Here is a 12,092-nt window from a genome sequence, read left to right on the forward strand (position 1 = left end):
CGCCGCGACCGTGTTCGGCTTCGACCGCACCGGCAGCCTCCCGGCCCGCCGCCCCGCCTTCGGGCAGGCGGTGCGGCGCTACCGCACCATCCTGGCCAATCCGCGGGCCCGGATCCTGTTCACCGCGGTGTTCGTCGAGGCGATCGCGATCTTCGGCGTGTTCCCGCACCTCGCCCCGCTGATCGAGGCCCGCGGCGAGGGCGGCCCGCGGGAGGCCGGCCTGGTGCTCGCGGGCTTCGCCATCGGCGGCCTGCTCTACTCGGCCCTGGTCGGGGTGCTGGTGCGGCTGCTGGGCATGCCCCGGATGCTGATCGGCGGGGGCCTGATCTGCGGCGCCTCGCTCACCGTGGTCGGGCTGGCCGGTAGCTGGCAGGTGGACTGCGCCGCCCTGACCGCGATGGGGCTCGGCTTCTACATGCTGCACAACACCTTCCAGACGCAGGTGACCGAGGTGGCGCCCACGGCCCGCGCCTCCGCGGTGGCCCTGCACGCGTTCTCGTTCTTCTGCGGGCAGGCGCTCGGCGTCGCGGTGCTGGGTCAGGCCCTGATGCAGCTCGGGCAGTTCGGGGCGCTCGCGGCCTGCGCGGTCACGATCCTGGGGCTCGGGATCGCCACGGCGGTGACCCTGCAGCGGCCGGGGCCGAAGATCGCCTTCTCGGATTGACCGGTCCGGTCAGGGGCGGGCCATCGCCAGCGCCTTGAGGTCGAAGCCGGGATCGGCCGCCTGGTCCGGGGTGAGCGGGGTCCCCGCCGCCAGCAGGCGCCGGGCGATCATGTGGTCGGCCGCTCGGTCGACCGATTCGACCGCGCTCAGCGAACCGTCCCGGAAGCGGAACACCGAGAAGGCCGCGCCGGAGCCCCGAACCACGCTGGGATCGCCGGGCCCGGACAGGCCGGCGATCTGCAGCTTGTGCGGACCCTGGTCGCTCCAGAACCACGGCAGCGCCCCGTAGGCGGCCGGCTTGCCGTTGAGCCGCGCGGCGAGGCAGCGGCCCTGGTCGATCGCGTTCTGCACCGACTCGATCCGCACCGTGCCGTCCGGGCTGAGCCCATGCGCGAACGGGCTCGGGAAGCGGGCGCAGTCGCCGATCGCCGAGATCGCGGGATCGGGCGTCGCCAGGAACGCGTCGACCCGCACGCCGTCCTCGGCCGGAAGGCCGGCCTCCGCCGCCAGCTCCCGGTTCGGCAGCACGCCGATGCCGATCAGGATGACGTCGGCGGGAAGCTCCCGCCCGTCCGCCAGCACGATGCCGGTGGCGCGGCCCTCTCGCCCGGTGATCGCGGTCACGCCAGCCCCGAACGCGAAGCGCACGCCCCACGCCTCGTGCGCAATGCGGAAAAACTGCCCGATCTCCCGCGAGACCGCCCGGGCCATCGGCCGGTCGGCCGCCTCGACCACGGTCACCGACAGGCCCCGGGCGGCGGCCACGGCGGCGAATTCCAGGCCGATGAAGCCGGCGCCGATCACGACGATCGACCGGGCGGAATCGAGCGATGCCCGGAGCGCGTCGGCGTCGTCGAGGTCGCGCAGCTGGCGGACGTTCGGGAAGTCGGCCCCCGGCACCGGCAGCGGCCGGTTGCGGGCGCCGGTGGCCAGCACGAGGTGGTCGTAGGCGAGGCTCTGGCCGTCCGAGAGCTGAAGGCGCCGTCCGGCCCGGTCGATCGCGACGGCGCGGAGGCCGGGGCGGTGGGCGATGGCATGCTCGGCGAAGAAGCCGGGCTGGCGCAGGAACAGGCCCTCGGCGTCGGTCTTGCCGGCGAGATAGGCCTTGGACAGGGGCGGCCTCTGGTAGGGCAGGGTGGTCTCGTCGCCCACCAGGGTGATCGGATCCCGGAACCCGCCCTCGCGCAAGGAGGCGGCCAGCTGGAATCCGGCCTGGCCGGAGCCGGCGACGACGATGCCGGCCGCGCTCACGCCTTGGCCCCGGTCACTTCGGGCAGCGTCACGCCCGGCAGCATGCGCGCGCCGTCGCTCATCAGGTAGGACCAGACCGCCGAGGCCGCCGGGCCCAGAACCTTGTCGGCCCGGCGCACCGCGTACCAGTCGCGCCGGATCGGCAGGCCCTTCACGTCGAGCAGCGCGAGGCGGCCGCTCTCGACCTCGGCCGCCACGGAATGGACCGACAGGAGCGCGATCCCGAGCCCCGCCATCACGGATTGCTTGATGGTCTCGTTGGAGCCGGTGTCGATGTCGAGCAGCGCCCGCTTGACCAGGATACCGCTCATGAACTCCTCGAAGACCGTGCGCGTGCCGGAGCCCTCTTCGCGGAAAAAGAACGGCTGGTCGGCCAGGTCTTCGCGCGACAGCCCGGTCCGGCCGGCGAGCGGGTGGCTGGGGGGCGCCACCAGCACCAGCGGGTGCGGACCGAACGTCGCCGCCTCGATCGGGAAGTCCCGGGGCGGCCGGCCCATCACGGCGAAGTCGATCTCGTAGCCGCGCAGGGCCTCGACGGTCTGGCCGCGGTTGCGCACCGAGAGGCTGATCTCGACCCCGGGGTGCTTCTTGACGAAGCCCGCGATCACCTGGGGCGCGAAATATTTGGCCGTCGAGACGACGCCCAGCGCGACGCGCCCGCCCTCGGCGCCGCGCAGGGTCCGCAGCCGGTCGGTGCAGGTCTCCAGGACGGTGTTGATGCTGTCGATCGCCCAGAGCATCTCGCGCCCGGCATCGGTGGGCTTGAGGCCCCCCGGCGTCCGGTCGAACAGCAGCAGCCCGGCCTCTTCCTCCAGCTGGCGGATGCGCGCGTAGAGGGCGGCCGAGGTGACGTTCAGCTCCTGGGCGGCCCGGGTCATCGTCCCCAGGCGGGCCACCGCCGCCACCGCCTGGAGCTGCTTGAGAGAGAGGTTGCGCATGGCGGAGGTCTCGTTTTTTTTGTCCTATGACACAAGATCCCCCAGAAATCTTGAGCGTGGCGTCCCCGGTTCTTGTCGATCGGGGCGCGCCGCCCGCTATCATGGTGGTAGAGGGGTCGCTACAGACCGGCGCGGAACGCGCGATCCCGGCAGGCGGGATTTGAGCAGGAGAGACAGGCCGATGGCAATTTCAGCAGCGATCGGGACGCCTCTCGAAACCTGCCTGGCGCAGGCGGTCGAGGCCAACCCGGCCCTGAAGGATGCCGCCGCGGTGATCCGGGCGATCGCGGGCTCGGCGGTGGAGATCAGCGCGCTGATCGGGCGCGGCGCACTCGACGGCGACCTCGCGGCGGCGGGCGAGAACAACAGCGACGGCGACGTGCAGAAGGCGCTGGACGTGATCGCGCACGAAAGCGTGACCGCCGCCCTGCAGGGCGCCCCCGTCGCCGAGGTCGCCTCCGAGGAGGCCGAGGCGGTGATGCGGCTGAACCCCGACGCGCCGCTGGCCGTGGCGATCGACCCGCTCGACGGCTCGTCCAACATCGGCGTCAACATGGCGGTGGGGATGATCTTCGGCATCCGCCCGTCGATCAAGGACCCGGCCAACCCGCTGGCCTCGTTCACCACCCCGGGCACCGCCCAGATCGCCGCCGGCTTCGTGACCTACGGCCCGGCCACCGCGCTGATCCTGACGCTCGGCGACGGCACCCAATCCTACGTGCTCGACCGGGAGGAGGGCGCGTTCCGCCTGACCAGCTTAGCCATGTCGGTTCCGGCCTCGGCCAAGGAATTCGCCATCAACGCCTCCAACGTCCGGCACTGGGACGCCCCCGTGAAGGCCTATATCGAGGATTGCCAGCGCGGCACCGAGGGCCCGCGCGACAAGGATTACAACATGCGCTGGCTCGCCTCGCTGGTGGCCGACATCCAGCGCGTGCTGACCCGCGGCGGCGTGTTCCTGTATCCGGGCGACGCCCGCAAGAACTACGCCCGCGGCCGCCTGCGGCTGCTCTACGAGGTCGCCCCGGTGGCGATGCTGATCGAGCAGGCCGGTGGCGCCGCGACCGACGGCCAGACCCGCATCCTCGACCTGGTCGCCACCGGGATCCACGAGCGTGCGCCCCTGGTCTGCGGCTCCACCGAGGAGGTCGCGTGCGTGGCCGCCTACTACGCGGGCGGCAAGCCCGATGCCGGTCGCTCGCCGCTGTTCGGCCAGCGCGGATTGATGCGGTCGTAAACGCAACGCGAAGTTCAAGAGCATGTCGGCGCGGCACCCCATCATCTCGGTGACCGGCTCCTCCGGGGCCGGCACGACCTCGGTGCGCAACACCTTCGAGCAGATCTTCCGCCGGGAAGACGTGCGCGCGGTGTTCATCGAGGGCGACGGGTTCCACGCGTACGACCGCGACACCATGCGGGCCATGATGGCGCGCGAGCCGACGCTGTCGCATTTCGCGCCCCGGGCGAACCTGCTGCCGGAGCTGGAGGCGGTGTTCCGCAGCTACGCCGAGAACGGCACCGGCCAGACCCGGCACTACGCCCACGACCAGCACGACGCCCGGGCCTACGGCATCCCGGAGGGCAGCTTCTCGGATTGGGAGGCGTTCCCGCCGGATTCCGACCTGCTGTTCTACGAGGGCCTGCACGGCTGCGTGGCCGACCCGGACGTGGACATCGCCCGCTACGCCGACCTGAAGATCGGCGTGGTGCCGGTGATCAACCTCGAATGGATCCAGAAGCTGCACCGGGACCGCTCGTTCCGCGGCTATTCCACGGATGCTGTCACCGACGTGATCCTGCGGCGGATGCCCGACTACGTGCAGACCATCTGCCCGCAATTCTCGTTCACGGACATCAACTTCCAGCGGGTGCCGACCGTCGACACCTCGAACCCGTTCATCGCCCGCTGGATCCCCACCGCCGACGAGTCGCTGGTGGTGATCCGGTTCAAGGACCCGAAGGGGATCGACTTCTCGTATCTCGTGTCGATGATCCACGACAGCTTCATGAGCCGGGCCAATTCCATCGTGATCCCGGGCGGCAAGCTCGACCTCGCCATGCAGCTGATCCTGACACCGATGATCATGCAGCTCGTGGAACGCCGCCGCCGCCTGGCGTGATTTTTTTGGGGTTGGGCGTTCCCGCTCGCAGGATTCCGCGCGGGCAATCGCGCCAGGAGTTTGGGGGCATGAATGCCCTGCATCCACCCTGTCATTCCGGGGCGCCGCAGGCGAGCCCGGAATCCAGAGCCGCCGACTGTGCAAGACCTTCATCCGTCTGCGGTTATGGATCCCGGGCTCCGCTTCGCGGCCCCGGGATGACAAGGTGGTTCATCCAGCCGCCGTTATCGCTCCTTGAACCGGCACATCGCTGATGGAAGCATAGAACTGAGCGGTTTTGATCGCTGCGCGCCTTTCCCACCCGCACTGGCGACTCGGTCGCCACCGTGGCACCAGCAAATTCCATAACAAACGGGATGCCGGATCGTGCAGGTGGAGCCACGGGTCGGGTGCGGGGCCGCCATCGTCGTCGACGGGCGCATCCTGCTGTTGCGCCGGAGGACCGAGCCGGAGGCCGGGCATTGGGGGCTGGCGGGCGGCAAGGTCGACCTGTTCGAGCCCGTGGCCGATGCGGTGAAGCGCGAGGTCGCCGAGGAGCTCGGTATCGGGATCGAGCCGGTCACGCTGCTCTGCGTCGTGGATCACATCGATGCCGATGCGGGTATCCACTGGGTCGCGCCGGTCTATCGGGTGGATGCCTATTCCCGGGCGCCGCGGCTCGTCGAGCCCGAGAAGCATGACGGTCTGGACTGGTTCGACCTGGAGGCGCCGCCGCAGCCCCTGACGCTGGCGGCGAAGACCGCCATCGCACTCATCCGACAGGCTGACACGCAGGGGTAGGAAGAGCCGGCGAGCCGACGTAAATGGATCCAACCACATCGGCCTTCAGCGCTCGCCCCGGCCCGCCCGATCCCGGATACCGCATGCTGCCTCCCGTCATCGCCCCGTCGATCCTCTCGGCCGACTTCGCCCGCCTCGCCGAGGAGACCCGCGCCGTGGACGCGGCCGGGGCCGACTGGATCCATCTCGACGTGATGGACGGGCATTTCGTGCCCAACATCACCTTCGGCCCTCCGGTGGTGAAGGCGCTGCGCCCGCACACGCAAAAATTCTTCGACGTGCACCTGATGATCGCGCCGGCCGACCCGTATCTCGCGGCCTTCGCAGAGGCCGGCGCCGACGGGATCACGGTCCATGCCGAGGCCGGGCCGCACATCCACCGCTCGCTCCAGACCATCCGCGACCTCGGCAAGCGCGCCGGCGTGGCGATCAACCCCGGCACCCCCGCCGCGCTGGTCGAGCCGGTGCTCGACATCGTGGATCTCGTGCTGTTGATGACCGTCAATCCGGGCTTCGGCGGCCAAAAATTCCTCAAGAGCAGCATGGAGGCGGTGGCGCGGGTGCGGGCCATGGTGGCCGGCCGCGACATCCGCATCCAGGTCGACGGCGGCATCGACGCCGAGACCGTGAAGGCGGCAAGCCGCGCCGGCGCCGACACGTTCGTGGCCGGCAACGCGGTCTTCGGCGGCGGTCTCGACGCCTACGCGGAGCGCATCGCGGCGATCCGGGCCGGCGCGGAGGGCGCCTCCGGTCGCGACCTCTCGTGCTGAGGGCGCTGATCTTCGACGTCGACGGCACGCTCGCCGAGACCGAGGACCTGCACCGGCAGGCGTTCAACCGCGCCTTCGCGGACCTGGACCTGCCCTGGCGCTGGGACCCGGCGCTCTATGCCGACCTGCTCACCGTGATGGGCGGCAAGGAACGGCTCACCCACTACATCGACACGCACCATCCGGGCGAGGCGGCGTCGCTCCACGCCCGGGCGCCCGAGATCCACGCCCGCAAGACGATCGCGTATGGCGGCCTCGTGACCGGGGACGGCCTGCCCCTGCGCCCGGGGATCGCCCGGCTGATCGGCGAGGCCCGGAACGCCGGCCTGCGCCTGGCCATCGCCACCACCACCAGCCGGCCCAACGTCGACCGGCTCCTCGCGGCGAATTTCGGACCGGACGACACGCCCTTCGACGTGATCGCGGCCGGCGACGAGGCCGCGCGCAAGAAGCCCGCACCGGACGTGTTCCAGCTGGCCCTGGACCGCCTCGACGTCCCGGCCGTGCAGGCCGTGGCGTTCGAGGATTCCGCCCCCGGCATCGCGTCGGCCCGCGCCGCCGGCCTGCCGGTCCTGGCGACCCGCAGCCGCTACACCGACAGCCACCGCCTCGACGGCGCCTTCTCGGCGGTCTCCGATCTCGGCGAGCCGGGCCACCCGCACCGACACCTCGCCGGACTTGAATGGCCGGGCGACGTGGTGACGCTGGCCGCTTTGCGGGCTTGGCATGCGGGACTTCGCTGAACCGGCTGCCTCGCCCCCGCGACCGGCATCGATGCCGGCTGGTTCTACGAAAGCCCGAGACGGCCAATCTCGACGCTGACGAGCGCCGGCATGCTCTGAGCTGCCTGCAGTCGCGACGCCTCCCGAACACGCGCGCCATCCTTCTCGATCACGCAAGGCTTAAGCGGGGCATGTGCGCGGCGGGCATCGGGCCTGCCGCGGAAGGCTGTTTTGAGCCGCTGCCTCCCAACCGGGGTCACACATTCGTTGCGACATGAATGAGCAGCCAAACGGAATACTTGGAAGTTATATAATGACAAAATCCGCGATCTTTCAAATATGAAAAATATAAACGTTCTGAATAGTCATTGCTTTTGCTCAATAATCCAAGTCAAAATGAATAAAAAATCCATAGCTTTGTCCCCGATCCGAATTTAAGATCTGATATCTTGATTTGTCGGTGGTTGGCTGTGCCTAAGCTTTCAATTCGCTTTACAATTGTTGCGATCGTCGCCCTCGTCAGTGCCGTCGCGATCGGCTTGGCCGCGTTGCAACTGGTCCGCAGCAAGGCGCGCTCGGATCTGGCCGATCAGGTCGCCGCCTACATGGCGATCGACCGCAACCTGTTCACGAGCCTGACGCAGCTTCGTATCGAGCGGGGGTGGAACATGACGGCCCTCCTGGAGGAGCTCGACGCCAACCGCGTCCACCGGCAGACCGCCCTGGATGGCCGCCAGGCCTTCGACACCGCTATCGACGGCGCCCTCGCCGATCTGAGAGGGGTGACTGATGCCGCCCTGAAAGCCAGGGGCGTCGAACTGCAATCCTTCGTCGATACGTGGCGGCGGCTGCGTCCGGCCGTGGACCCGGCCCTCGATCAGCCCCTTGCCGGCCGGGACCCGTCCCTGCGCAAGCAACTGGACGAGGTCGGCAACCGGTTCCTGATCGCGCTGGAAGCGGCCTCCGACGCGACCGAGGCGCATATCCAGGCCCTCGCCCCCGCCTTCGGCAGCTTCCTCGACGCCCGGGCGGCGATCTGGCTCACGCGCACGAGCAGCGGCCGTGCCGCGGCCATCATCAGCGGGCTCCTGGCGAGCGGCCGTCCCGCCACGCCCGCGGAAGGGACACAGCTGAGCATTGCCGACACACAGGCTTTGACGGCCTGGCAGGTCGCCAAGCGCACCATCGAGATCGGCGGTATGGATGCCGCCGTGCGCGACATGTATGCCCGGGCCAACGCCACCTACTTCGGCGGGCGCATGGCCGAGCACCGCCAGGCCATCGCCGCCGCCATCTCGGATGGGCGCAGGATCTCGGTCCCGAACGTGGAGTGGGATGCCGGGGTCGTCACCGGCCAGAAGGCCGTGTCGGATGCGGCGATCGCAGTCATCTCCGCCGCGGTCGATCAGACGCGGACCGCCGCCGCCGAGGCCCGCCAGGATCTCATGCTCGCCATCGCGGCGATCCTGCTCGCGGCCGGCCTCGCGGTGGCGGCGATCCTGATCGTGCAGGTCCGTATCGTACGACGGATCCTCGGGCTCGCCGAAGCCATGCGGCGCCTGGCCGGGGGCGCGGTCGAGACGCCCGTGCCGGGCACGCAGAATCGGGACGAACTCGGCGCGATGGCCGGGGCCGTGCAGGTGTTCAAGGACAACCTGATCCGGACCGCGGCGCTGGAGGCGGAATCCTCCGAGGCCCGGCGCCTCGCCGAGGAACAGCGCCGGGCGGCGATGCACCAGATGGCCGACGCGTTCGAGCGGGCGACCGGCGGGATCGTGGGCACGGTCTCGGCGTCGGCCGGCGCCTTGCAGGCCACGGCGCAGACCCTGGCGACGACGGCGGCCGAGACGGCGGAACGGTCGACCACGGTCGCGGCCGCCTCTGAGCAGGCCGCGTCCAATGTCGGCACCGTGGCGGCCGCCGCCGAGGAACTGGGCGCTTCGGTGCAGGAGATCGGCCGGCAGGTCGCCGGCTCGGCGGATCTGGCCCGGACCGCGGTGGGCGAAGCGGACCAGACCGCTGCGCTCGTGAGCGCCCTGACCGCGAGCGTGGCCAAGATCGGTGAAGTGGTCGGGCTGATCTCGGGCATCGCCGCCCAAACCAACCTGCTGGCGCTCAACGCCACCATCGAGGCGGCCCGCGCCGGCGAGGCCGGCAGGGGGTTCGCGGTGGTGGCCGCGGAGGTCAAGGCGCTGGCCGACCAAACCGCCAAGGCCACCGGCGAGATCGGCCAGCAGATCGGTGAGGTCCAGGGTGTTACGGGCGAGGCCACCACGGCGATCGGGCAGATCGCCGGCCGCATCCGGGAGATCAGCACCGTGTCCGCCTCGATCGCGGCGGCGGTGGAGCAGCAGGATGCGGCGACCCAGGAGATCGTCCGCAACGTCGGTCAGGCGGCCTCCGGCACCGGCGCGGTGACCCGCACCATCACGGGCGTGGCCGGGGCGGCGGAGAAGACCGGCGCGGCGGCGGGCGAGGTTCTGACCTCGGCCTCGGAGCTGTCGCGTCAGTCGGAGCAGCTCACGGTCGAAGTCGGGCGCTTCCTGGCCACCGTCCGGGCAGCGTGAGGCGGGGACCGCTTACGAGCCGGCTCGTGGGCGGCTCACGCGTCTTGCCGCTTGCCGCCCCTGCGCCTCCGTGGCGAACAGCATCGTGCCAGCGGCCACGCCGAGCAGCGTGGCGATCCCGAGCTTGAGCCAGCGGCGGTCGGCGGCCGGGGGCGTCGTCGCCGTCCTGCTGTGTTCGGTCCGGCGCGGCATCGGGTTTCCAGCTGACATGTCCGGCGCCAACGCCCGGCGCGGGCGATCTTTCCCCGGTCGTGACGATCGGGTGGCGCGTTGCTTCGTCGGAAGCCGGCGGCCTATAACGCGGCGACCTCACAGCCGCGACGGCGGGGTCCCGGATTCCCGCCCTCGCCAACGAACAAAGTCTCACACGCCATGGCAGGCCATTCGCAGTTCAAGAACATCATGCACCGGAAGGGCCGGGTGGACGCGGTCCGCTCGAAGGTGTTCGGCAAGCTCGCCCGCGAGATCACTGTGGCGGCCAAGCTCGGCACGCCGGACCCGGCCATGAACGCACGCCTGCGCGCGGCGATCATCGCGGCCCGCGCCGAGAATGTGCCCAAGGACAACATCGAGCGCGCCATCAAGAAGGCGGCCGGGGCGGATGGCGAGACCTACGAGGACATCCGCTACGAGGGCTACGGCCCGGGCGGCGCCGCGCTGATCGTCGAGGCGCAGACCGACAACCGCAACCGCACCGCCTCGGACGTGCGCTCGGCCTTCACCAAGTCCGGCGGCAGCCTCGCCGAGACCGGCGCCGTGGCGTTCATGTTCGACCGGGTCGGCGTGATCGGCTTCCCGGCGAACGTCGCCGACGCCGACACGATGCTGGAGGCGGCGATCGAGGCGGGGGCCGACGACGTCAGCTCCAGCGAGGACGGCCACGAGGTCGTCTGCGCGCAGGAATCCTACGGCGAGGTCGCCAAGGCCCTGGAGGCCCGGTTCGGTGAGCCGAGCCGCACCGGCCTGGTCTGGAAGGCGCAGAACACGATCGACGTCGATGACGAGACCGGCGAGAAGCTGATCCGCCTGGTCGAGGTGATCGAGGACCAGGACGACGTGCAGCACGTCTACGTCAACTTCGCGCTGTCCGATGCGCTGATGGCCAAGCTCGAGGGCTAGCGCATCGTGCCGAATATCGGAACCGGCACGATGCGCTAGCTTCTTGATCCGCCTCGTCTTTTTCCGAAAGCCGGCCGCCACCTTTCGGAACGATGCTCTAGGGCTCGCCTGCCTGGGCCGCCAGTTCGGCGCCGAACCGCTCCTGCACGTAGGCGTCCAGCGAGAAGCTGTCGTCGGGCAGCTGGGCCATGAACCGCTCGGCCACCTCGGTGAGGACCAAATCTGGCTTCGTCCGCGCGATGTAGGACCAGTCGAGCGACGTGCTCCAGACGAAGTGCACCTCGCGGAAGGTCTCGGCCAGCAGGATCGTCAGCATGTACGGCATGACGTGCGAGAATGAGTCGCCGAACAGCGCCAGCCGGCGCGGATCGGCCGCCGTCTCGTTGCGGTAGGCCACGTTGGCGCCGCCGTGCAGCGTGTGCAGCAGGCCGGCCTTCTCGCGCGCTTCGACGATCGGGCTGGCATAGGTCCGCAGGGAATCCCGCTGGATCCGGTAGGCCCGTGACGGCGCCCGGCGCGGCGGGTCGAAGGCGCTGCCGAGGTCGCCGTCATGATCGACCGGCGTGAACGGCCGGTCCCGCAGGTCCGCCCGCGGCTCCGTCCCGAAGGCCCGGCAGATCTCGGCATAGGCCAGGTAGCAGCCGTCGAAGCTCCAATGGGTGTCGGTCCGGCAATAGAGGTCGACGGTGTCCCGGGCGGCCCGCATCGGCGCCACCAGGTCAATGCAGGTCTGCCGCCAGCGCTTCCGGCGCCGCCAATCCGCGTAGAGGGCCCGCGGCCCCCGCCGCCACGCGGGACCCAGGTCCGGCTCCGCGTGGAGCAGCCGGTTGGCCGGCGAGGCCGCCGGCGCGATGGTGATCCCGTCCAGGTGGTTGTCGTAGATCACCAGCTTGTCCGGCGCGACCACGTGGCGATACCGGATGCCGAGCGCCCGCAGCCGCCGCTCCCGGTTGGACACGAGGCTGCGCCACGCCCAGATCAGCTCGGCCATCGCCTCCGGCCGCTCCAACTGCCCCAGGATGTCGTTGGTCCCGGTCTTCAGGAACAGCCAGCTGTCCCGCCCGACATGGATGTGATCGGTATTGCTCGACGCCATGACGCACTCGGGGGGTGGGATCGGCAATTCGGCAGCAAGGGGCTGGACAGCTGGCTGTTCCTGAA

Annotated in this window: 12 protein-coding genes; 8 read left to right on the forward strand and 4 right to left on the reverse strand. The window is 70.2% G+C overall.

The window, feature by feature from the left end; all coding sequences use genetic code 11:
• Window positions 1–664 (forward strand): MFS transporter (locus FV228_RS09585; protein WP_187277685.1); only part of this gene is annotated, 664 nt, incomplete at its 5' end.
• Between the two features lie 9 nt (window positions 665–673).
• Here FV228_RS09585 and FV228_RS09590 read toward each other — a convergent pair.
• Together FV228_RS09590 and FV228_RS09595 are read right to left on the reverse strand one after the other, a co-directional pair.
• Window positions 674–1,915: an FAD-dependent oxidoreductase gene (locus FV228_RS09590; protein ID WP_147854411.1), complete on the reverse strand. Its 1,242-nt coding sequence runs from the start codon at window positions 1,913–1,915 to the stop codon at window positions 674–676.
• Window positions 1,912–2,853 carry a LysR family transcriptional regulator gene (locus tag FV228_RS09595; RefSeq protein ID WP_147854412.1) on the reverse strand — a complete coding sequence of 314 codons (942 nt, stop codon included), beginning with the start codon at window positions 2,851–2,853 and terminating at the stop codon, window positions 1,912–1,914. The genes FV228_RS09590 and FV228_RS09595 overlap by 4 nt, the downstream gene beginning before the upstream one ends.
• Window positions 2,854–3,034: 181 nt before the next feature.
• Between FV228_RS09595 and FV228_RS09600 the strand changes: the two genes are divergently transcribed.
• From FV228_RS09600 to FV228_RS09625, 6 genes are all read left to right on the forward strand, one after another.
• Window positions 3,035–4,090, forward strand: coding sequence for a class 1 fructose-bisphosphatase (locus FV228_RS09600; protein WP_147854413.1), 1,056 nt, complete (start codon window positions 3,035–3,037; stop codon window positions 4,088–4,090).
• Window positions 4,091–4,112: 22 nt separating this feature from the next.
• The gene (locus tag FV228_RS09605) at window positions 4,113–4,973 is read left to right on the forward strand and encodes a phosphoribulokinase (RefSeq protein WP_147854414.1); all 861 of its coding nucleotides are present in this window, start codon (window positions 4,113–4,115) and stop codon (window positions 4,971–4,973) included.
• 366 nt (window positions 4,974–5,339) lie between these two features.
• Window positions 5,340–5,753, forward strand: coding sequence for an NUDIX domain-containing protein (locus FV228_RS09610; protein WP_147854415.1), 414 nt, complete (start codon window positions 5,340–5,342; stop codon window positions 5,751–5,753).
• Window positions 5,754–5,836: 83 nt separating this feature from the next.
• Window positions 5,837–6,523, forward strand: coding sequence for a ribulose-phosphate 3-epimerase (rpe, locus tag FV228_RS09615; protein WP_147854416.1), 687 nt, complete (start codon window positions 5,837–5,839; stop codon window positions 6,521–6,523).
• Entirely contained in the window at window positions 6,517–7,266 is a 750-nt protein-coding gene (locus tag FV228_RS09620) for an HAD-IA family hydrolase (RefSeq protein WP_147854417.1), read from the forward strand. Before rpe ends, FV228_RS09620 begins: the two co-directional genes overlap by 7 nt.
• A 518-nt stretch (window positions 7,267–7,784) precedes the next feature.
• Window positions 7,785–9,812 carry a HAMP domain-containing methyl-accepting chemotaxis protein gene (locus tag FV228_RS09625; RefSeq protein ID WP_281406484.1) on the forward strand — a complete coding sequence of 676 codons (2,028 nt, stop codon included), beginning with the start codon at window positions 7,785–7,787 and terminating at the stop codon, window positions 9,810–9,812.
• A 12-nt stretch (window positions 9,813–9,824) separates the two neighbouring features.
• Here FV228_RS09625 and FV228_RS09630 read toward each other — a convergent pair whose 3' ends face one another.
• The gene (locus FV228_RS09630; RefSeq protein WP_187277686.1) at window positions 9,825–10,004 is read right to left on the reverse strand and encodes a hypothetical protein; all 180 of its coding nucleotides are present in this window, start codon (window positions 10,002–10,004) and stop codon (window positions 9,825–9,827) included.
• 180 nt (window positions 10,005–10,184) lie between these two features.
• Here FV228_RS09630 and FV228_RS09635 point away from each other — a divergent pair, with 180 nt between their 5' ends.
• Complete coding sequence (locus FV228_RS09635) at window positions 10,185–10,931, forward strand: YebC/PmpR family DNA-binding transcriptional regulator (protein ID WP_147854419.1); 747 nt, start codon at window positions 10,185–10,187, stop codon at window positions 10,929–10,931.
• Between the two features lie 97 nt (window positions 10,932–11,028).
• Here the strand turns inward: FV228_RS09635 and FV228_RS09640 are convergent, their stop codons facing one another.
• Window positions 11,029–12,027, reverse strand: a complete 999-nt coding sequence (locus FV228_RS09640) for a hypothetical protein (protein WP_147854420.1) — start codon at window positions 12,025–12,027, stop codon at window positions 11,029–11,031.
• Window positions 12,028–12,092 lie beyond the last annotated feature (65 nt).

Origin of the sequence: Methylobacterium sp. WL18, assembly GCF_008040015.1 — a bacterium.
GTDB classification, from domain to species: domain Bacteria; phylum Pseudomonadota; class Alphaproteobacteria; order Rhizobiales; family Beijerinckiaceae; genus Methylobacterium; species Methylobacterium mesophilicum.